Raw genomic sequence first — 20,384 nt, 5'->3', positions numbered from 1 at the left:
TGCCTCACATCAAAACTGTCAGACCGCCGGTAGCTACATTGTGAAGACCGCCCGAACAGCCAGTCCGGCAGTCGATCAACAGCAGGAGAGCGCACCGGTGATGCAAGAAAAACAAGAAGGCAAGCGTTGCATATTGACGGTCGACGACGATCGCGTCCTGCTGGCCCGGCTCAATGCCGGCATGCGCCGGGCCGGTTACGAAGTGCTGCAGGCGACCACAGCCGAGAAAGCCCTTGAACTGGTGGCGCGGCGGACGCCGGACCTGGCCTTGCTCGACGTCTCCATGCCTGGCATGTCGGGGCTGGAACTGGCGCGTCGCCTGCGCAAGGAAACCAGTGTGCCTTTCATGTTCCTGTCCTCGCACGTGCAGCACGATATCGTGCGCCAGGCCGCCGAGCATGGTGCGATCGGTTACCTGGTCAAGCCGGTCGATGCCAAGCAATTGGTGCCGGCGGTCGAGGCGGCCCTGATGCGGGCACAGGAAATTCGCCATTTGCGTACCATCGGCGCCGAACTGGCGGTGGCATTGGCCACCGGCCGCAAGGTGAGCGAACTGATGCGGATGCAGCTTGAGCAGCTGGTCGAGAACCACAGCGCCGAGCTGGCGAAGCTGAACCAGCAGCTCGATCTGGCTCAACAGCACGTGCTCGAGTCCGAAGCGCAGGCGCGTGAACTGTCGCGGCTGGCGAATGAAGATCCGCTGACCAGCCTGCCGAACCGGCATTGGCTGATGAACTACCTGCCGTGCGCATTGCAGCGCGCACGGGCCAGCAACCGGATGCTGGCGGTCATGTATCTCGACCTCGACGGATTCAAGGCAGTCAACGACACCCTCGGCCATCTTGCCGGCGACGAACTGCTGCGTGCCGCGGCATTGCGGATGAAATCCGCCCTGAAACCGAGCGACAGCATCGCCCGCCATGGCGGTGATGAATTCGTGCTCATCATCGAACAGATGAATTCCGAATCGGATGCCGCGCACGTCGCCCAACGCATCCTGGAGGTATTACGCCAGCCGTTCGAGTTGACCAACGGACGGAACATGGTGGCGGCGTCGATCGGCGTCAGCCTGTATCCGCGCGATGGTGACAATCCGGAGGTCTTGCTCGCACGGGCCGATACGGCGATGTATCGCGCCAAGACATCGGGACGGGGCTTGTACCGGTTTCATGAGCCGATCGCGGAGGAACCAGGTGGCTGGCAGCGGGTCCGGTCTGTCAGGACGGAGCCGCGGCCTGGTTCGTGAAGGAGCTTGTTGGGCCGCTGGGATATGAACAGGCAGGCGGACAGACAGGCAGACGGCGGCGACGAGCCCGTCCGTAACGGTCAATACGGCGAGCCATCCTTGTGGGCGAATGCCCAGCCTCCGTCGGCCAGCTTCAGCGCCTGGATGTCGTCATCCGGATAGCTGCCTTGGTCCCCGATGGTCCGATCACCCACTTCCAGGTAGACGACGGCGCCAGCCGACCTGTTTTCGAGGCAATGTGCGTTGCCGTTACCTGCAGCGAAACCGGCGCACATGCCGGGCGCCAGCAACTCGGGGCCGTGATCGGTCACCAGCGTGGGCGTGCCCTCCAGCACATAGATGAATTCATCCTGTTTGCTGTGGCTGTGCCGAAGCGAGGACACCGCGCCCGGTTCGAGCCGGGTCAGGTTGACGCCGAAATTCTTCAACCCGAACAGGTCGCCGAGTACGCGCTTTTCGCGGCCGCTCATGCGTTCTGCGAACGGCGATGGATAGTTGGACGGTGTCTTCCGAGCCGGTGCCTCGGCGGCACTGATGGCCCTGATGGTAGCGGTGGTAGCGGTGGCATCGGCGGGGTGCTTGCCTTCACTCATTCCTGATTTCCTTGGGGCGAATCTGGTTTGTCCGGGATCGATCAAAATCCGGTTTGAGCAATTTTATAGCCGTTCTGACCTTGGCCATTCGTGGCGTCAGGTAATTTTCCCAGGAAGTCGCTGGTCGCTGATCCTCACCATGCTTGCCGGCGATGGGTGCAGAATGCAATGCATTGCAGCGCAAAGCCCGCGAACCATCATCACCCCTTGAAGCCTTCCGCGAAGTCGACCAACGGCCCGAATCAGGCCCTTGCAGCAGCCAATTGCTGCAAGATGTCGGGTCCACGGGGCACGATGCCTGTCGGGTTGATGTGCCGATGCGAGTAGTAGTAATGAAACCGGATCTGATCCAGGTCGACGGTCGCAGCCACCCCGGGCAAGCGATGGATTGTGGCCATGAACCGGAGCATGGACGGATATTGGGAGATCAGCTTCCGATTGCACTTGAAATGCGTGTGGTACACGGCGTCGAATCGGATCAGGCTGGTGAACAGCCGTACGTCCGCCTCAGTCAGGACATCGCCGCACAGGAAGGCCTGCTTCGACAGGATGCCCTCGACCCTGTCCAGGGCGTCAAAAAGTTCGTTGACGGCCTGTTCGTGCGCCCCTTGGCTTTTGGCAAAGCCGCTGCGGTAAACGCCGTTGTTGATGCTTTTGTAAACCCAGGCATTGGTGTCGTCGATGACGGCTCGCAATTGTTCCGGGTAGAGATCCAGTTCCGGCCGGGTGGAAAACGCCTGGAATTCGGCGTTCAGCATCCGGATGATTTCAGCAGACTCGTTGTTGACGATGGTGCCGAGCTTTTTGTCCCACAGGACGGGAACGGTGATGATGCCCGTGTAGTCAGGCGACGCCTGACGGTAGACTTGCTGCAGATGGCTGCGCATGCCGAGGCTGTCACCCGTCGAGCCCGGAAAATCCGTCGCGAAAGACCATCCGCTATCCGTCAGATGGGGATGCACTACATCGACGCTGATCACATCCTGCAGACCCTTGAGCGCCCGCACAATCAGTGTGCGGTGGGCCCAAGGGCAGGCAAGGGATACATACAGGTGATAGCGCCCGGATTCTGCGGCATGCTTCGACGTTGCGTCCCGCGAAACACTGCCATGGAAGTGCGTTGGAGTGCGCACAAAGGCGCCGTCATCGCTGACTTCCTTGGTCCATGTATTTCCGTTGCTTGGTGCGGTGTCCATTGCTTCTTGTTCCTGATAGGGAAAGTTCAAGCGTCGGGGTCGAAAACCAACACCTCGGACTCCCTGCTGTTGGCTACGCTACGGTGATCTCCTTGTCGACATCAATGATGTCTTTCAGAAGAGGATTGGTTGATCAGCCAGCTTTCGGCAAGTTCGACGCCAAAAAAGCTGGTTCAGCGTTTGGCCAAGCCAGCCTCCCTCACTCCACCGTCACCGACTTCGCCAGGTTCCGCGGCTTGTCCACGTCCGTCCCGCGCGCCAGCGCCGTGTGATAGGCCAGCAATTGCAGCGGGACCACGTGCAGGATGGGCGACAGCAGCCCGTAGTGCTCGGGCATGCGGATCACATGCACGCCTTCGCTGGAACTGATGTGGGAATCGCCGTCTGCAAACACATACAGCTGGCCGCCGCGGGCCCGCACTTCCTGCATGTTGGACTTCAGCTTCTCGATCAGCGCATCGTTCGGCGCTACCGTGACCACTGGCATTTCGGCCGTCACCAGCGCCAGCGGGCCGTGCTTCAGCTCGCCGGCCGGATAGGCCTCGGCGTGGATGTAGGAAATCTCTTTCAGTTTCAGCGCGCCTTCCAGCGCGATCGGGTAATGCAGGCCACGTCCGAGGAACAGGGCGTTTTCCTTGCGGGCGAATGCTTCCGCCCATGCGATCACCTGGGGCTCCAGCGCCAGCACGCTTTGCAGTGCGGTCGGCAAATGGCGCAGGTTTCGCAGTTGCTGCTGTTCTTCTTCAGCTGACAGCCGGCCGCGCATTTTTGCCAGCGTCAGCGTGAGCAGGAACAGTGCGGTCAGCTGGGTGGTAAAGGCCTTGGTCGAGGCCACGCCGATTTCAGCGCCGGCGCGGGTCAGGTAGGCCAGCTCGGTCTCGCGCACCATCGCCGAGGTGGCGACGTTGCAGATGGCGATTGAATGCTTGTGGCCAAGTTCCTTCGCATACTTCAGCGCTGCCAGCGTGTCCGCTGTCTCGCCGGATTGCGAGATGACGACGATCAGCGCGTTCGGATTCACTGCCGGCGTGCGGTAGCGATACTCGCTGGCGATTTCCACGCTGGTCGGCAGGCCGGCCACGCTTTCCAGCCAATATTTCGCGGTCATGCCCGAGTAATAGCTGGTGCCGCAAGCCAGGATCTGCACGGCGTCGATCTGGCCGAACACTTCCTCTGCGCGCTGCCCGAACAGGTCCGGAACGAAGCCCTGCACGCCTTCCAGCGTATCGGTGATCGCGCGCGGTTGCTCGAAGATTTCCTTTTGCATGTAGTGACGGTAGGGGCCGAGGTCGATCGCGCCCGAGTAGGCGGTCACGGTCTGGGCCTTGCGCTGCACTTCCTGGTCGTCGCGATCGAAAATGCGCACGCCTTCGCGCTTGACGTCGACCACGTCGCCTTCTTCCAGATAGATGATCTGGTCGGTGGTGCCGGCGAGCGCCATGGCGTCTGATGCCAGGAAGTTCTCGCCGTGGCCAAGTCCGACGATCAGCGGGCAGCCCAGGCGGGCGCCGATCACGCGCTCCGGCTCGTCCTTGCAGAACACGGCAATGGCAAACGCGCCGGTCAGGCGCTTGACGACCTTTTGCACGGTGCGCAGCAGGTCACCGTCATAACTGTCGTTGACCAGGTGGGCGACGACTTCGGTATCTGTTTGCGATTCGAAGTGATAGCCCTTGGCTTTCAGTTCGTCCCGGATTGACTCGTAATTTTCGATGATGCCGTTGTGCACCACGCCGATGAAGTTCTCGCCGTGCTTTCCGGAGGAAAAATGAGGGTGGGCATTATTGGTGGCCGGGGCGCCATGCGTGGCCCAGCGGGTGTGGGCGATGCCGGCCGAACCGGCAAATCCGGTTTGCTCGACTTCGCGCTCCAGCTCGGCGACGCGTGCCACGCTGCGGGCGCGCTTCAGGCCCTGGCTGTTCACTGCGACGCCGCAGGAGTCGTAGCCGCGATACTCCAGCCTCTTAAGGCCTTCCAGCAGGATGGGAACAATATTACGTTGCGCAACTGCGCCGACGATGCCACACATGGGTCAGTCCTGTTTCTGGGGTTTCTGTTTCTTGGTCGGGCGGGTCCAGCCCTCGATCACGGTTTGCTTGACGCGCGATATCGTCAGCTTGCCTGGCGGCGCATCCCGCGTCAGCGTGGTGCCGGCACCGATGTTGGAGCCCTTGCCAACGCGCACTGGCGCGATCAGCTGGCAATCACTGCCGACGAAGGCGTCATCTTCAATGGTCGTGCGGTGCTTGTTGACGCCGTCGTAATTGACGGTGATCACACCGGCGCCGATATTGACGCGCGAACCTATGTCCGCGTCACCGACATAAGCGAGATGATTCGCCTTGGAATAGTCGGCGATATTGCTGTTCTTTACTTCGACAAAATTGCCGATGTGGACTTCGCGTCCCAGTCGGGCGCCGGGGCGCAGGCGGGCGAACGGCCCCACCAGCGATTCGGCACCCACTTCGGCGTCTTCCAGGTGGCAAAAGGCCTTGATACTGACCTTGTCGGCGACGCGCACGTTGCGCAGCACGCAGTTTGGTCCGATCGAGACATTGTCGCCAAGCTCGACCTCGCCTTCGAATACGCAATTGACATCGATCGTGACGTCGCGGCCGCAGCGCAGCGAACCGCGGATATCGATGCGCGCCGGATCGGCGAGCGTGACACCTTGTTCCAGCAGGGCAGTGGCCTGGCTGGCCTGGAACGTCCGCTCCAGTTCCGCCAGTTGCAGCTTGCTGTTGACGCCCAGCGTTTCCCACACCGATTGTGGCTGCGCGGAAGTGACGGCGACGCCTTCGCTGACTGCACGGGCAATGATGTCGGTCAGGTAGTACTCGCGTTGGGCGTTGTCATTGGAAAGTTGCTGCAACCAGGGGCGCAGGCGTCCCGGCGGGACAACCATGATGCCGGTATTCACCTCCCGGATCGCACGCTGCTCATCGCTTGCATCCTTCTGCTCGACGATGCGCACGATGTTGCCGTCTTCGCGGACGATGCGGCCATAGCCGGTGGGATCGTCGAGCGTGACTGTCAGCACTGACAACTTATCGTCGCCAGCGCTGTCCAATAATTGCTTTAGCGTGTCGCGGCGCGTGAGCGGGACGTCGCCGTAGAGAATCAGGGTTGGAAGCGAGTCGTCGAGCGCCGGCAATGCCTGCATCACGGCATGACCTGTGCCAAGTTGCGGCTCCTGAAGCGCAAAGGCGACGTCATCGGCCCGCATTGCTTCGGGTACCATGTCTCCGCCGTGGCCGTATACGATGCAGAGACGGGCCGGGGACAGCGACCTTGCGGTGTCGAGGACGTGGGACAGCAGCGCTTTGCCGGCCAGCGGGTGTAGCACCTTGGGCAGCGCGGAATTCATCCGCTTGCCCATGCCTGCAGCGAGAATGACGACGTTCATGGGTAGCTAATTGAAGACAATGGGAAATATTAGCATGCAGCACATGCAGCGCTCAGCAAGAACCGCGTTCCTGGTACTGCTTGTCGCCCTGTTGGCCGGTTGCGGAATGGCGCGCATGGCGTACAACAAGGGCGAGGGACTTTCCTACTTCTGGCTTGACCGCTACGTCGATTTCACTGACGAGCAGAGGCCTTGGGTCAAGGCGGAAATCGACGAAATTTTTGCGTGGCACCGCCGCACTGAGCTTCCCGGTTATATCGAACTCCTGCAAAAGGCGCAGCAGCGGGTGCATGGCCCGGTCACCGAGGCCGAGGTGAAAGCCGACGCAGCCACCGTTCGCAAGCACGTACTGTTGATCATCGACCGTTCCACCCCGGGCTTGGCGGATATCGCCCTGTCCATGCATTCCGAACAGATTGCGCATCTGGAAAAGAAATTTGCTTCCAACAATGAGGATTATCGTAAGGATAATCTGCGTGGTGACATTGCGAAACGTCAGCGTGACCGTTACAAGAAGGCACTGAAACAGGCGGAGTACTTCTTCGGCAATTTCAGCGCCGCACAGGAACAGCGCCTGCGCGAGCTTTCCGATGCGCGTCCGCTGAACAACGAGCTGGTGTTGCGCGAGCGCATGCGGCGCCAGCAGGCGATCCTGGTCATGTTGCGGCGGATCCAGGCCGAGAAGCCATCGCGCGAGGCGGCGATCCAGATGGTGCGTGAATACGTGAAAGCCGCCACCGAGCATTTCGGCAATGCCGATCACAAGGCTTATTACCAGGCTTATGAAGCGGCAACGATTCGCCAGGTGACCGAAATCATCAATGGCACGACCGCAGAGCAGAAAGCGCACTTTACGCACACCCTGCAGCACTGGATCAACGATTTCCGGCGGCTGTCGGAGCGCTGATCTGCGTGCGCTGGCGCAACCCTGCCGTCGCCTTGTTTTTCGTTGCTGTCAGTCCTCGCTGCGTCGCAGGTGCAGGACGACCGGCGCCGATGGCGGCGCGCACGGATCCTCATCGAACGCGATATCGCCTTCGGCGACCGGTTCGCCGGTGATCTTCAGTCCAGAGAAATCGAAGGCGTTCGCATCCATCAGGTGCGACGGCACCACGGTCGACAGTGACGAGAATATGTTCTCGACCCGTCCCGGATATTTCTTTTCCCAATCCCGCAGCATGGCCTTGATCTGCTTGCGTTGCAGGTTTTCCTGGCTGCCGCACAGGTCGCAGGGAATGATGGGGAACTGCCGCAGTTCCGCGTAGCGGATGGTGTCCTCTTCCTTCACGTAAGCGAGCGGCCGGATCACGATGTTGCGTCCGTCGTCCGACTGCAGCTTGGGCGGCATCCCTTTCAGCTTGGCGCCGAAGAACATGTTCAGGAAGAAGGTTTCGAGGATGTCGTCGCGGTGATGGCCGAGCGCGATCTTGGTGGCGCCCAGTTCACCGGCGACCCGGTACAGGATCCCGCGGCGCAGGCGCGAGCAGAGCGAACAGGTGGTCTTGCCTTCCGGGATGACGCGCTTGACGATGCTGTAGGTGTCCTGGTTCTCGATGTGGTACTGCACGCCCAGTTTTTCCAGGTAAGCGGGCAGCACATCAGCCGGGAAATTCGGCTGCTTCTGGTCGAGGTTGACGGCGACGATATCGAATTGGATCGGCGCGCGCTCGCGCAGGGTCAGCAGGATGTCGAGCAGCGCGTAGCTGTCCTTGCCGCCCGACAGGCACACCATGACCTTGTCGCCGTCCTCGATCATGTTGAAGTCGCCGATGGCCTGGCCAACCAGCCGGCACAGCCGCTTGTGCAGCTTGTTGTTTTCGTAGACGGCTTTTTCTGCCTTGCGCTGGGTCATCAGGGCCGCGTCCTGCAGGAGGGTGCCGGGCATGTCTACGCCTCCTTTACCTGGAACACTTCAACGCCCACGCCTTCGCAATCCGGGTAGACGTCCGGCTTTTCGGTCGACACTCGCACGCCGCGCACCTTGGGGTGCAACAGCATGGCTTGCGCGACATCGTCGCACAGCGTTTCCTGCAGGTGGATGTGGCCTTGTGCCATCCGGCGCGCGATGGTTTCGCGCATGAAGTCGTAATCGACAACTTCCTGCAGGCTGTCGCTGTGCGGCGTGGACAGGGCCAGCGGAATGAACAGGTCGACATTGATCAGGACGCGCTGCTCGCCCTTCTTTTCGAAGTCGTGCACGCCGATATTGATCTGCACCTCGTAATTGCGAAGGAACAGGCGGCGGCAGCCGGCCAGTTGGGGGTGGGAGAGGGCAAAGGGCATGGTCGTGAGGGGTTATTTCGCAATGAACATGACGTCGCGCGGGAGGGGCATCAGGTGCTGTCCTCCGTCGACGATCAGCGTGGTGCCGGTGATGGCCGGCGATTCGGCGGCAAAGCATACCGCAGCGGCGACGTCTTCGGGGGTGCTGGAGCGCCCCAGCGGGGTCATCGCATGGGCCTGGCGGAATTCGTTTTCTGTCTGGTCGCCGGAGACCATCGTGATGCCAGGCGACACGCCGACGACGCGGATCGCCGGTGCCAGCGCCTGCGCCAGCATCACGGTGGCCGTTTGCAGGGCCGCTTTTGACAGGGTATAGGACAGGAAGTCCGGATTCAGGTTGGCCAGTTTCTGATCCAGCAGGTTGATTACCACGCCTTGGCCGCCGGCGGGAAGCGCCGTTGCCAGCGCCTGGGCCAGCAGCAGCGGCGCGGTCAGGTTGGTCTGCATATGCTCGACCAGCGCAGCCGCGGAAACCGTGGCGGCATCGTCGAAACGGAAAAGCGATGCATTATTGACCACGCATGACACCGGCGCCAGGACCTCGGCGCAGCGCGCGAGCAAGGCGCGTACTGCCGCTTCATCGGTCAGGTCGCACTGTACCGGCACGGCGCGCCGGCCTGCAGCCTGGATTGCTGCGACTGTCGATTCTGCCTCGGCCGCGGAGCGGTTGTAGTGCACGACGATGTCCCAGCCATGCCTGGCCAGTGCCAGGGCGATCGCTTTTCCGATGCGTTTTCCGGCACCGGTGACCAAGGCAACTTTTTGCATGTCGGCTGTCATAGGGATCAGGTTGGTCCGGGGATTGCCACTACAATAGGGTTATGCAACTGCAACTGCCTCAACCTTCTCCTGACGCGCTGGCCGCGTCCTGCGCGCTGCAGGAAAAAATCGCCAGCGAAATCGAAAGCAGCGGCGGCTGGATTTCTTTTGCCCGCTATATGGAACTGGCTTTGTACGCGCCCGGGCTGGGCTACTACAGCGGGGGTTCGGAAAAGCTGGGGAAAGACGGTGATTTTACAACCGCCCCGGAAATGACGCCGCTGTTCGGTCGCACGCTGGCGCATGCTGCTGCGGCATTGTTTGCCCAGTGTCCGCGCAATCTCGTCGAGTTTGGCGCCGGAACCGGCAAGCTGGCCCGGGACATGCTGACCGAGCTGGAGCAGATCGGCGCGCCTGCTGCGTCGTATGCCATTGTCGAACTCTCCGGCGAATTGCGTGAACGGCAACAACAGACGCTGCGCGACTTTCCCCAGGTGCGCTGGCTGGACACCATGCCGGAGCGGTTTTCAGGGGTCGCGATCGGAAATGAAGTGCTGGACGCGATGCCGGTCCGGCTACTTGTCAGGCAGGCATCCGGCTGGCTCGAGCGCGGGGTGGCCAGAATCAGCACCAGCACCAGCGCAGGCACCAACTTCGGTTTCGGATTTTCCGACCGCGCTTGTCCGCCGGAAGAGCTGGCCCAACTGCTGGCACAGGTGCCGGAGCCGGACGCGCTGCCCGACGGCTATGTGGCCGAAGTCCATCCGCTGGCGCGAGGCTTCATGCACTCCTTGTGCGGCATCCTGGATCAAGGTGCTGCCATCTTCGTGGATTACGGGTTTCCCGCGCACGAGTATTACCTGCCTCAACGCGTGGCCGGCACGCTGATGTGTCATTACCGGCATCACGCGCATGATGACCCTTTCTACCTCCCCGGCCTGCAAGACATTACCGCGCATGTCGACTTTACCGACGTCGCCCGCGCCGGGCTGGACAGCGGCGCCGATCTGCTGCTCTACACCAGCCAGGCGTCTTTCCTGCTCAACGCAGGTTTGCCGGCGCTGTTGATGCAGACACCCGCCGATGACCACCTGCGTTACCTGCCGCTGGCCAATGCGGTGCAGAAGCTCACCTCGCCGGCCGAGATGGGTGAACTGTTCAAGGTGCTGGTAATGGGCAGGAAGATCGCGCTGCCGCCTGCGCTTGCGCGCGGCGACCGCAGCCATCGCCTGTGAGGCCGCGTCCATGATCCGCTGGCTGGTCACCATTTTCATTGCAATGCTTGTGTTCTCGGCCATGCTGCCCTGGCTGGAAAAGCTCGGGATCGGGCGGCTTCCCGGCGACATCCGCTTTACGCTGTTCGGCCGGCGCATCCTGCTGCCCTTTGCGTCGACCATCCTGTTCTCGATGGTGATATTTGTGATCGGGAGACTGGTCAAATGATCCGGTGGGTAGTTGCCATATTCCTCATGCTGATGGTTTTCTCGGGCCTGCTGCCATTCCTGGCGAAGCTGGGGCTCGGGCGGCTGCCGGGCGACATTCGCTTCACGCTGTTCGGGCAGGCGTTCTGCCTGCCATTCGGTTCCACCGTCCTCTGGTCTGCCGTCGCATTCGGACTGGCTGAACTGGTGGCGCTGACCTGCCTGTTCTGCAGCTAGCAGCAGGGGCCGGATGATGCTGGCTTGCAGGGGGGTGTGTTGCCCTGCAAGACCAGTGGCAATTTCACCAGTATTTTCCCCTGTGTTTTCCCTTTATTTCTCCCTGTATACTTGCGGCATTCTTCCCTTGCGCCGCTTGCGGCAGTTTCGATGTCCCTTACCCTGGAAGAGCTCAGAGCGCGCCACGGCCCCCGCTACAAGTGGATGGTGCTGTTTTCCCTGATGATCGGGTCGATGGCGTCCATCCTCGCCTCGACCATCGTCAACGTTGCCGTGCCGGACTTATCGGCTCACTTCGGCCTCGGGCAGGAGCGCGCGCAGTGGGTATCCACCGCCTTCATGCTCTCCATGACGCTGTCGATGATGGCCACGCCATGGCTGCTATTGCGCTTTGGCCTGCGCCAGGCTTACACCGGTGCCGTCCTGTTGTTGCTTGCCGGCGGCGTGGTTGGCGGCTTCAGCGTCAACTATCCGATGCTGATATCGATGCGGATAGTGGAGGGCGTGGCTGCCGGCGTACTGCAGCCGATTCCGGCGATCTTCGTGCTGCGCGCCTTCGACAGCAATCAGCACGGCCGGGCAATGGGCGTGTTCGGATTCGGGGTCGTGCTGGCGCCGGCGATCGGCCCCAGCGTTGGCGGGTTCCTGGTCGAACAGTTCGGATGGCGCTCGATATTTTTCGTCGTGATTCCGTTCTGCCTGTTCTCGATATACCTGGCCCGCAAGCTGTTGTCGAGGACGTCCTCGCTGGCCGGCGATGCCCAGGCGCTCGACTGGAAAGGCTTGTTGCTGGCCGGTATAGGGGTGGTGGCGCTGATGAATGGCCTGGTGCAACTGCAGAAGGAGACCTTGCTCGGTTTCTCGCTGCTGCTGGCGGGCCTGATGACCCTCGCGGTATTCGTCTGGTACCAGTTGCGGGCGTCGCATCCGCTGGTCGCGATGAGCGTCTTTCGCTACCGCCAGTTCGTGATGGGAGCGTGCGTTGCTTTCATCTATGGAATGGGATTGTTCGGATCCACTTACCTGCTGCCCGTGTACACCCAGATGGCGCTGAACTACTCGCCGAGCCACGCCGGGCTGGTCATATTGCCCGCCGGCTTCGTGCTGGCATTGGTGATTGCGGTGGCCGGCAGGATGACGGATCGCCATCCTCCTTACTTGCTGGTGTCGATCGGACTAGTCCTGCTGTCAGTGTCCTTCCTGCTGATGAGTACCGGAACGACCGGTACCGGTTTTGTCGCGTTGATGGCGTGGGCAATAATTGGCCGCATTGGCTTGGGATGCGTATTGCCTGCCCTGAGTGTCGGTGCACTGCGCGGCATTGATCCAACGCTCCTGGCCCAAGGTACGAGCACAATCAATTTCCTGAGGCAGCTGGGCGGCGCAATCGGGGTCAGCCTGGTCGGAATCGTGCTCGAGTGGCGCCTGGCGGCCCACAATACGGCTTTGGGTGACTGCGGGGGCAATCCGGCCGACCGCATCAAGGCCTTCGATGAAACCTTCCTGTTCCTTGCAGCGATCTGCGCCGTCGGGGTGCTGGCCGCATGGCGCGTCCGCGCCGCACCGCCGAGGTAGCAGGATTCCTCAGTTGCTGCCGGGGTGCTCCTTTTTCATCGCCTCAAGGTCGCTGGCAAACATCTGCTCCAGTTCGTCACGCGCCTGGCGCGCCATTGAGACCATCGTTTCCTGGTCCTTGTAATGCGGGTACACCTTCAGCAGCGATGCGAGGTTGTGGGACCGGAACTTCAATGCCGCCTCCCGCGCGAAGTGGGCGTCGAACCCGAGATGTTGTAGTGCGTCCTGACCCAGGCGCAGCGCCGATTCGAAGGTCTCCCGTTCGATCAGCGTGACGCCGCGGTCGAGCAGGTCGTAGTAATGCGAGACATTGCGCGCCCGGGCGAGGATCAGCAGCCCGGGAAAGGCCTCCCTCACCACTTCCACCAGTTTCAGGCTGTCGCCGACGTCGTCAATCGCGACCACCAGCGCCCGGGCCTTTGAGGCACCGGCCGTCCGCAGCAGGTCGAGCCGGGTCGCGTCTCCATAAAACACCTCGAACCCGAAACGGCGCAGCAAATCGATCTGGTCGGGGTCATGGTCCAGTACCGTCAGCGGAATCTGGTTGGCGTGAAGCAGCCTGCCGACAATCTGGCCGAACCGCCCGAATCCGGCAATGATCACATGGCCCTCCCGCGGCTCCACCGTGTCCTGCCGGCGTCTGGCGTGTGCCTGCAGCCGCGGTGCAAGAAACTTGTCGTGCAGCAGGAGCAGCAGCGGTGTGGCGACCAGCGAGAGCGCGACCACCAGAATCAGGAGCGCGGACACCTCTGCGCTGAAAACCCGTGCGGTGGCGGCGGCGCCGAAGATGACGAAGGCGAACTCGCTGCCCTGCGACAGCAGCATGGCGAACAGGACCCGCTGCCTGGATGGAATGCCGAAACGCACAGCCAGCCCGTACAGGACACCGGCTTTCAAGGTCAGGAACCCGGCCAGCAGGGACAGTACCAGCAGCGGCTGCGCCAACAGGACGCCGAAATCCACCGTCATGCCGACCGCCATGAAGAACAGGCCGAGAAGCAGGCCCTTGAAGGGTTCGAGGTCGGCTTCCAGTGCCCGCCGGTATTCCGAGTCCGCCAGCAGGACGCCAGCAATGAAGGTACCCAGTGCCATCGACATGCCCACCAGTTGCATCACCAGGCCAATGCCGATTACCAGCAGCAGCGCAAATGCAGTAAAGATCTCGCGCATGTTCGTGCCTGCCACGATCCGCATTAACGGACGCAGCAGGGTGCGACCGCCGACGATCAATGCGGCGATGACCGCCACCACCTGCAGCGCCTTCAGCCAGCCCGGACCTTCGTTGGCGACAGCGAGCCCGGCGGAGCCGAGCAGCGGCACGATCGCGATCATCGGGATTGCGGCGATATCCTGGAACAGCAAGATGGAAAAACCGGTGGTGCCGGCCGGGGTCGCCGTGAGCTTGCGTTCCTCCAGGGAGGCGATGGCAACCGCCGTGGAGGATAACGATAGCCCGAGCGCCGCGATGAGTGCCGCCTTCCAGTCGAGGCCAGCCAGAAATATTGAGGCAAACAGGACCCCGCTGACGGCGGCAACCTGCAGACTGCCGCCGCCAAAGATCGCGCGACGCATGGTCCAGAGTCGCTTGGGCTCAAGCTCCAGACCGATCAGGAACAGCAAAAGCACGACGCCGAACTCCGAAAAATGCAGGATGACCTGTACGTCGCGCACCAGGCCCAGTCCCCAGGGGCCTATGCTGATGCCGGCTACAAGGTAGCCAAGGACGCCACCCAGGCCAAGCCGCTGGACGACCGGCACCGCGATCACCGCGGCCAGCAGGTAGACGACGGTGTTCAGCAGCAGGCCTGATTCCATATTCGGGTCCGTGAAAAAGTTGAAGGCCGGGCGAAGGCAGGCCGGGCCACCGCAAGCGCTGGGCGCTGCCGGCCGGGCCGGGTGATAGGAAACCCCCACGCGGTACAGGGCTCCAACGGGCTGCGCATCGCTGCGGTTTTTGCGGGCTTGTCAAGAACACTACACCAGGAACATGACTTTTCGCTTGCTCATTCCGGATTTCATTTTGCTCCGGGCCGATGAGAGAACGAGGCTTGTCATGCGACAATCCGGGATTGTGAGAAAAGTGATGTGTGACATTACTTTTTGTTTGACAAAGGGGACTTGGACATCTATAGTTTGGGGTTCCCCGCGGAGGGGTGGCCGAGTGGTTAATGGCAGCAGACTGTAAATCTGCCCTCTTACGAGTACGCTGGTTCGAATCCAGCCCCCTCCACCAGATTTACGCGGAAGGAGTAGTAGTGAAGTTGTATGTGTTGCGGCTGAAGCAGTCGCCCTTGCGGGTGTAGCTCAATGGTAGAGCTGAAGCCTTCCAAGCTTATGACGAGGGTTCGATTCCCTTCACCCGCTCCAGTTTTTGGTTGGACGTGTCTTTCGGGGCATCGGACGACAATGCCCTTGTAGCTCAGTGGTAGAGCACTCCCTTGGTAAGGGAGAGGCCACGTGTTCAATCCACGTCAAGGGCACCAATTTTTGCAGTATCAGCAGAACACAGTCGGGCGCGTGCCTGAAAATTCTCATTCAATCGTTAGGAGTCCAAGATGGCAAAAGGCAAGTTTGAGCGGACCAAACCGCACGTGAATGTGGGCACGATTGGCCACGTCGATCATGGCAAGACCACGCTGACGGCTGCGATTGCAACTGTTTTGTCGGCCAAGTTTGGCGGCGAAGCAAAGAAATATGACGAGATCGACGCAGCGCCTGAAGAAAAAGCGCGCGGCATCACGATCAACACGGCGCACGTCGAGTACGAGACAGAAAACCGCCACTATGCGCACGTTGACTGCCCGGGCCACGCTGACTATGTGAAGAACATGATCACCGGCGCGGCGCAGATGGATGGCGCGATCCTGGTGTGCTCGGCAGCTGACGGCCCGATGCCGCAGACCCGCGAGCACATCCTGCTGGCGCGCCAGGTTGGCGTTCCTTACATCATCGTGTTCCTGAACAAGTGCGACATGGTTGATGACGACGAGTTGCTGGAACTGGTCGAGATGGAAGTTCGCGAATTGTTGTCGAAGTATGAGTTCCCTGGCGACGACCTGCCAATCATCCGTGGTTCGGCCAAACTGGCGCTGGAAGGCGACAAGGGCGAGCTGGGTGAGCAGGCGATCATGAAGCTGGCCGAAGCGCTGGACACGTACATCCCGACGCCGGAGCGCGCTGTTGACGGCGCATTCCTGCTGCCGGTTGAAGACGTGTTCTCGATTTCCGGCCGTGGCACGGTGGTTACCGGTCGTGTCGAGCGTGGCATCGTGAAAGTTGGCGAAGAGCTGGAAATCGTTGGTATCCGCGATACGCAAAAGACGATCTGCACGGGCGTGGAAATGTTCCGCAAGCTGCTGGACCAGGGTCAGGCTGGCGACAACGTCGGCGTGCTGCTGCGTGGCACCAAGCGTGAAGACGTGGAGCGTGGCCAGGTTCTGGCCAAGCCGGGTTCGATCAAGCCGCACAAGCACTTCACGGGCGAGATCTATGTCCTGTCGAAGGACGAAGGCGGCCGTCATACGCCGTTCTTCAACAACTACCGTCCGCAGTTCTACTTCCGTACCACGGACGTGACGGGTGCGATCGAGCTGCCGAAGGACAAGGAAATGGTCATGCCAGGCGATAACGTGTCGATCACTGTGCAGCTGATCAACCCGATCGCGATGGAAGAGGGTCTGCGTTTTGCAATCCGCGAAGGCGGCCGTACCGTCGGCGCCGGCGTTGTTGCCAAGATTCTCGACTGAGTCTGAATGCGCTGTGGCGCCGCCGTTGTGGCGGCGCTTCGGCGTTTGTGCCAAGAACGTAGGGGCGTAGCTCAATTGGCAGAGTGACGGTCTCCAAAACCGTAGGTTGGGGGTTCGAGGCCCTCCGCCCCTGCCACCTTCATGGTGGTCCAGTGCGTTTGTTCAGCGGGTTTTCGATAGCGGCTGGCAATGCGCGTTGTTCCGGTCCGGCGTTATTCCGGTGTCATTGCAGTTCCGTCAAAGCACCGAAAGTCACACAGTATGTCTAATCAACCCGTCCAGACTGTCAGCCCATCGGGCGACAAAGCCAAGATCATCGTGGCGGTGTTCGCCGTCATCGCTGGTGTAGTCGGCTTTTATTTCCTTGCCGGGCGCCCGACCTATGTTCGCGCCGGCGCGCTGGTTGCCGGCCTGGTCGTGGCGGTTGCGTTTGCCTGGACTACCGTCTCTGGCCGGGGCTTCCTGAATTTCTCGCGCGAAGCCGTGCGTGAAACGAAAAAAGTCGTGTGGCCCACGCGCAGGGAAGCATTGCAGATTACTGGTGTCGTATTCGCGTTCGTCGTGGTGATGGCGATCTTCCTGTGGGGCACGGACAAGCTGCTTGAATTCGTGTTGTACGACCTTATCCTCGGCTGGAAATGACCATGAGCGAAAATTTGCAGGATAGCGCCGAAGGCGGAAGCCCGACTCCGGCGGCAGTGCCGCCGAGCAACAAGCGCTGGTATGTCGTGCACGCCTACTCCGGCATGGAGAAGAGCGTGCAGCGCGCATTGACCGAGCGCATTACCCGCGCCGGCATGCAAGACAAATTCGGCCAGATTCTGGTGCCGACCGAAGAAGTCATCGAGGTCAAAAACGGGCAGAAGTCAGTCACCGAGCGCCGTTTTTTCCCGGGCTACGTGCTGGTTGAAATGGAAATGACGGACGATACCTGGCACCTGGTGAAGAACACCAACAAGGTGACCGGATTCATTGGCGGCAAGTCCAACAAGCCGACCCCGATTCCGCCGCATGAAGTCGACAAGATCATGCAGCAGATGCAGGAAGGCGTCGAAAAGCCACGTCCGAAAGTATTGTACGAAGTCGGCGAACTGGTCCGGATCAAGGATGGCCCGTTCACGGATTTCAACGGCAACGTCGAGGAAGTGAACTACGAGAAATCGCGCGTGCGCGTCTCGGTCACGATCTTTGGTCGCGCCACGCCTGTCGAACTCGAGTTCGGCCAGGTCGAAAAGGTTTAAGCAGCAGGCGCTGAACGGAGCGCCGCGCTTTTTGCGCAATCCGTTCGAAGCAGTACGAGAGGAGCCCAAGTAAGCGGCCGCAAGGCAGTGGAACCGGCGCTATCACTCACTCAACAGGAATCTTCATGGCAAAGAAAATCATTGGCTTTATCAAGCTGCAAGTGGCAGCTGGTAAGGCAAACCCCTCCCCTCCGATTGGCCCGGCATTGGGCCAGCGTGGCCTGAACATCATGGAATTCTGCAAGGCGTTCAACGCGCAGACCCAGGGTATCGAGCCAGGCACGCCGATCCCGGTCATCATTACGGCATTCGCGGACAAGTCCTTCACTTTCGTGATGAACACCCCGCCCGCGACCTACCTGCTCAAGAAGGCAGCTGGCATCCAGAAGGGTTCGGCCAAGCCGCATACCGACAAGGTCGCCAAGATCACGCGCGCTCAAGCGCTCGAGATCGCCAAGCTCAAGGGTGCCAACCTGACGGCTGCAAATGAGGATGCCGCTGTGCGCACGATCGCCGGCTCCGCTCGTTCGATGGGCATCACGGTGGAGGGTCTGTAATGGCTAAGCTGTCAAAACGCGCAAAAGAATTCAAGGCCAAGGTAGACCGTACCAAGTCCTACCCGTTCGACAATGCAGTCACGCTGATCAAGGAATGCGCGACCGCGAAGTTCAACGAATCGATCGACGTGTCCGTCCAGCTGGGCGTTGACGCCAAGAAATCGGACCAGGTCGTGCGTGGATCTGTCGTGCTGCCCGCCGGCACCGGCAAGACCGTACGCGTCGCCGTCTTCGCTACTGGCGAAAAGGCTGAGCAGGCCAAGGCAGCTGGTGCCGACATCGTTGGCATGGAAGACCTGGCAGAACGCATCAAGGCCGGTGACATGCCGTTCGACATCGTGATCGCCTCGCCGGACACCATGCGTATCGTTGGTACGCTGGGCCAGATCCTCGGCCCACGCGGCATGATGCCGAACCCGAAGGTCGGAACTGTTACTCCTGACGTCGCTGGCGCAGTTCGTAACGCCAAGGCAGGCCAGGTGCAGTACCGCACCGACAAAGCAGGCATCATTCACACCACGATTGGCCGCAAGTCGTTCAGCGATGCCGATCTGAAGACCAACCTGGTCGCGCTGATCGAGGCACTGAACAAGGCCAAGCCAGCAACCAGCAAGGGCGTGTACCTGCGCAAGATTTCGCTGTCGTCCACGATGGGCGCCGGCGTGCGCGTTGACCAGTCCACGCTGGCCGCTTAAGCAAGATTCAAGTCCTCGTGCCCTCGGGTGCGAGGCGAGACTTTGGGCTGGACCTGATCCTTCATGGAAATGGTCCAGGCAGTCAAAGACCGTTGGGCCGAGTGCAGGCAAGCCTGCGCAAGGTTAAATCGCCGGAGTTCGCTCCGGTCCCCAACGCAGATGGCGAACCCGAACAAGTTATGTAGTCGCTTCGAAGCGTGTGCAACACATGCGCCGGCAAGAAACTCCTGACTTCGGACGCCGTGTTCGAACCGATGCGAGGTAAGCAGCCATCCGGTTGCGTAATGACCGAAGCATCATTTTTGGAGGTTGACCGTGAGTCTCAATCTGGATGACAAGAAGGCCGTCGTAGCCGATATCTCCGCCATGGTTGCAAAGGCGCAGACCGTCGTGCTGGCCGAGTACCGTGGCATCAAGGTTGGTGATTTGACGAAACTGCGGAAGGACGCACGCGAGCGTTCAGTGGACCTGCAAGTTGTGAAAAACACGCTTGCTCGTCGCGCTGTGGATGGTACGCCGTTTGCATCCCTCGCCTCCGAGATGACCGGCCCGTTGATCTATGCGATCTCCGAGGATGCCGTGGCAGCTGCAAAAGTCTTCGCCGACTTTGCAAAAACCAACGACAAACTGGTTATCAAGGCAGGCAATTACGCAGGCAAGTCGCTGGACAAGGCTGGTGTTGCGGCCCTGGCCAACATTCCGAGCCGTGAGGTTCTGCTGGCCCAGGTTGTGGGCATGATGCAGGCACCGGTAGCCGGATTTGCGCGCGCACTTGCTGCAGTTGCAGCGAAGAAGGAAGAAACCGCAGCGGCCGCCTGAGGCGCCCTCGCGTTTTCCCTGCTTCCGTCAGATACCAATCCGACAATCAAATCGACATATATTTAGGAGTTTCAAATGGCAATCAGCAAAGACGACATCCTTGAAGCAGTAGGCCAGATGTCCGTGATGGAGCTGAACGACCTGGTCAAGGCGTTCGAAGAGAAGTTTGGCGTTTCCGCCGCTGCAGTGGCCGTTGCTGGCCCAGCTGGCGCCGGTGCAGCCGCAGCAGCTGAAGAGCAAACCGAGTTCACGGTCACCCTGACCGACTTCGGCGCGAACAAGGTCGGCGTCATCAAGGCCGTTCGCGAAATCACCGGCCTGGGCCTGAAAGAAGCAAAAGACCTGGTGGACGGCGCACCGAAGCCTGTCAAGGAAGCCGTTTCCAAGGCAGATGCAGAAGCAGCAAAGAAAAAGCTGGAAGACGCAGGCGCAAAAGCAGAGATCAAGTAATTACTCTCTGCCGGCATTTTTTGCAGCACGGAGTCAAAGCGCGGGACCTGCTTTGCGGCAGGGCCGGCTTTGGCTCCTTTGTCGTTTCAGAAAATCGACAAGACTTGTTTTGATGAGTAGTTGAACCGGCAAGCCGGCAAAGCTACGCCCGCAGTATCAA

At 60.8% G+C, this 20,384-nt stretch carries 21 protein-coding genes and 4 tRNA genes; 17 read left to right on the top strand and 8 right to left on the bottom strand.

Features of this window, described 5'->3' with window-relative positions:
• The first annotated feature begins 100 nt into the window (after positions 1 to 100).
• Positions 101 to 1,246, top strand: a complete 1,146-nt coding sequence (locus FVE66_RS17755; protein WP_151448815.1) for a GGDEF domain-containing response regulator — start codon at positions 101 to 103, stop codon at positions 1,244 to 1,246.
• Positions 1,247 to 1,326: 80 nt separating this feature from the next.
• On the opposite strand, the gene FVE66_RS17750 is transcribed toward FVE66_RS17755, so the two are convergent.
• The 4 genes from FVE66_RS17750 to glmU form a co-directional block, all read right to left on the bottom strand.
• Positions 1,327 to 1,839 carry a cupin domain-containing protein gene (locus tag FVE66_RS17750; protein ID WP_151448814.1) on the bottom strand — a complete coding sequence of 171 codons (513 nt, stop codon included), beginning with the start codon at positions 1,837 to 1,839 and terminating at the stop codon, positions 1,327 to 1,329.
• Positions 1,840 to 2,081: 242 nt separating this feature from the next.
• On the bottom strand, positions 2,082 to 3,035 hold the full coding sequence (locus FVE66_RS17745; protein ID WP_151448813.1) for a glutathione S-transferase family protein: 954 nt from the start codon (positions 3,033 to 3,035) through the stop codon (positions 2,082 to 2,084).
• 199 nt (positions 3,036 to 3,234) lie between these two features.
• Positions 3,235 to 5,064 carry a glutamine--fructose-6-phosphate transaminase (isomerizing) gene (gene glmS / locus FVE66_RS17740; protein ID WP_151448812.1) on the bottom strand — a complete coding sequence of 610 codons (1,830 nt, stop codon included), beginning with the start codon at positions 5,062 to 5,064 and terminating at the stop codon, positions 3,235 to 3,237.
• Positions 5,065 to 5,067: 3 nt separating this feature from the next.
• Positions 5,068 to 6,441 (bottom strand): bifunctional UDP-N-acetylglucosamine diphosphorylase/glucosamine-1-phosphate N-acetyltransferase GlmU, encoded by a 1,374-nt coding sequence (gene glmU / locus FVE66_RS17735; RefSeq protein ID WP_151448811.1) that lies wholly within the window; start codon positions 6,439 to 6,441, stop codon positions 5,068 to 5,070.
• Between the two features lie 19 nt (positions 6,442 to 6,460).
• Here glmU and FVE66_RS17730 point away from each other — a divergent pair, with 19 nt between their 5' ends.
• Complete coding sequence (locus FVE66_RS17730; RefSeq protein WP_151448810.1) at positions 6,461 to 7,348, top strand: DUF6279 family lipoprotein; 888 nt, start codon at positions 6,461 to 6,463, stop codon at positions 7,346 to 7,348.
• Positions 7,349 to 7,396: 48 nt separating this feature from the next.
• On the opposite strand, the gene ttcA is transcribed toward FVE66_RS17730, so the two are convergent.
• From ttcA to FVE66_RS17715, 3 genes are read right to left on the bottom strand one after another with little or no spacing between them, the layout of a single operon-like run.
• On the bottom strand, positions 7,397 to 8,326 hold the full coding sequence (gene ttcA, locus FVE66_RS17725) for a tRNA 2-thiocytidine(32) synthetase TtcA (protein ID WP_151448809.1): 930 nt from the start codon (positions 8,324 to 8,326) through the stop codon (positions 7,397 to 7,399).
• A 2-nt stretch (positions 8,327 to 8,328) separates the two neighbouring features.
• The gene (locus FVE66_RS17720; protein WP_151448808.1) at positions 8,329 to 8,724 is read right to left on the bottom strand and encodes a dihydroneopterin aldolase; all 396 of its coding nucleotides are present in this window, start codon (positions 8,722 to 8,724) and stop codon (positions 8,329 to 8,331) included.
• A 12-nt stretch (positions 8,725 to 8,736) separates the two neighbouring features.
• Entirely contained in the window at positions 8,737 to 9,492 is a 756-nt protein-coding gene (locus FVE66_RS17715; RefSeq protein ID WP_421830161.1) for an SDR family oxidoreductase, read from the bottom strand.
• Positions 9,493 to 9,545: 53 nt separating this feature from the next.
• Between FVE66_RS17715 and FVE66_RS17710 the strand changes: the two genes are divergently transcribed.
• The 4 genes from FVE66_RS17710 (at position 9,546) to FVE66_RS17695 (ending at position 12,716) form a co-directional block, all read left to right on the top strand.
• Positions 9,546 to 10,718: a class I SAM-dependent methyltransferase gene (locus FVE66_RS17710; RefSeq protein WP_194164410.1), complete on the top strand. Its 1,173-nt coding sequence runs from the start codon at positions 9,546 to 9,548 to the stop codon at positions 10,716 to 10,718.
• A gap of 10 nt (positions 10,719 to 10,728) precedes the next feature.
• The gene (locus FVE66_RS17705; RefSeq protein WP_151448806.1) at positions 10,729 to 10,926 is read left to right on the top strand and encodes a DUF2905 domain-containing protein; all 198 of its coding nucleotides are present in this window, start codon (positions 10,729 to 10,731) and stop codon (positions 10,924 to 10,926) included.
• Positions 10,923 to 11,141 carry a DUF2905 domain-containing protein gene (locus FVE66_RS17700; protein WP_151448805.1) on the top strand — a complete coding sequence of 73 codons (219 nt, stop codon included), beginning with the start codon at positions 10,923 to 10,925 and terminating at the stop codon, positions 11,139 to 11,141. The genes FVE66_RS17705 and FVE66_RS17700 overlap by 4 nt, the downstream gene beginning before the upstream one ends.
• A 150-nt stretch (positions 11,142 to 11,291) precedes the next feature.
• Positions 11,292 to 12,716, top strand: coding sequence for a DHA2 family efflux MFS transporter permease subunit (locus tag FVE66_RS17695; RefSeq protein ID WP_151448804.1), 1,425 nt, complete (start codon positions 11,292 to 11,294; stop codon positions 12,714 to 12,716).
• Positions 12,717 to 12,725: 9 nt separating this feature from the next.
• Here FVE66_RS17695 and kefC read toward each other — a convergent pair whose 3' ends face one another.
• Positions 12,726 to 14,531 (bottom strand): glutathione-regulated potassium-efflux system protein KefC, encoded by a 1,806-nt coding sequence (kefC, locus tag FVE66_RS17690; protein ID WP_151448803.1) that lies wholly within the window; start codon positions 14,529 to 14,531, stop codon positions 12,726 to 12,728.
• Positions 14,532 to 14,863: 332 nt separating this feature from the next.
• On the opposite strand from kefC, the gene FVE66_RS17685 reads away from it, so the two are divergent.
• The 11 genes from FVE66_RS17685 (at position 14,864) to rplL (ending at position 20,224) form a co-directional block, all read left to right on the top strand.
• Positions 14,864 to 14,949: transfer RNA gene (locus tag FVE66_RS17685), tRNA-Tyr, on the top strand.
• A gap of 60 nt (positions 14,950 to 15,009) precedes the next feature.
• Positions 15,010 to 15,083 (top strand) — tRNA-Gly (locus tag FVE66_RS17680).
• Between the two features lie 41 nt (positions 15,084 to 15,124).
• A tRNA-Thr gene (locus tag FVE66_RS17675) sits at positions 15,125 to 15,199 on the top strand.
• A gap of 72 nt (positions 15,200 to 15,271) precedes the next feature.
• The gene (gene tuf, locus FVE66_RS17670; protein ID WP_151448802.1) at positions 15,272 to 16,462 is read left to right on the top strand and encodes an elongation factor Tu; all 1,191 of its coding nucleotides are present in this window, start codon (positions 15,272 to 15,274) and stop codon (positions 16,460 to 16,462) included.
• 60 nt (positions 16,463 to 16,522) lie between these two features.
• Positions 16,523 to 16,598, top strand: a tRNA-Trp gene (locus tag FVE66_RS17665).
• A 125-nt stretch (positions 16,599 to 16,723) separates the two neighbouring features.
• Positions 16,724 to 17,104 (top strand): preprotein translocase subunit SecE, encoded by a 381-nt coding sequence (gene secE, locus FVE66_RS17660; RefSeq protein WP_151448801.1) that lies wholly within the window; start codon positions 16,724 to 16,726, stop codon positions 17,102 to 17,104.
• Positions 17,105 to 17,106: 2 nt separating this feature from the next.
• On the top strand, positions 17,107 to 17,703 hold the full coding sequence (gene nusG / locus FVE66_RS17655; RefSeq protein ID WP_151448800.1) for a transcription termination/antitermination protein NusG: 597 nt from the start codon (positions 17,107 to 17,109) through the stop codon (positions 17,701 to 17,703).
• Between the two features lie 125 nt (positions 17,704 to 17,828).
• Complete coding sequence (gene rplK / locus FVE66_RS17650; RefSeq protein WP_151448799.1) at positions 17,829 to 18,260, top strand: 50S ribosomal protein L11; 432 nt, start codon at positions 17,829 to 17,831, stop codon at positions 18,258 to 18,260.
• Positions 18,260 to 18,955 (top strand): 50S ribosomal protein L1, encoded by a 696-nt coding sequence (gene rplA, locus FVE66_RS17645; protein ID WP_151448798.1) that lies wholly within the window; start codon positions 18,260 to 18,262, stop codon positions 18,953 to 18,955. Before rplK ends, rplA begins: the two co-directional genes overlap by 1 nt.
• A 315-nt stretch (positions 18,956 to 19,270) precedes the next feature.
• Positions 19,271 to 19,774, top strand: a complete 504-nt coding sequence (gene rplJ / locus FVE66_RS17640) for a 50S ribosomal protein L10 (protein WP_151448797.1) — start codon at positions 19,271 to 19,273, stop codon at positions 19,772 to 19,774.
• Between the two features lie 75 nt (positions 19,775 to 19,849).
• Positions 19,850 to 20,224: a 50S ribosomal protein L7/L12 gene (gene rplL, locus FVE66_RS17635; protein ID WP_151448796.1), complete on the top strand. Its 375-nt coding sequence runs from the start codon at positions 19,850 to 19,852 to the stop codon at positions 20,222 to 20,224.
• The last annotated feature ends 160 nt before the right edge of the window (positions 20,225 to 20,384 follow it).

Origin of the sequence: Lacisediminimonas profundi, from assembly GCF_008831265.1 — a bacterium.
GTDB lineage: Bacteria > Pseudomonadota > Gammaproteobacteria > Burkholderiales > Burkholderiaceae_D > Lacisediminimonas > Lacisediminimonas profundi.
Note: the sequence above shows the minus strand (reverse complement) of the source record. Positions and strands in the feature narration are given on the sequence as shown.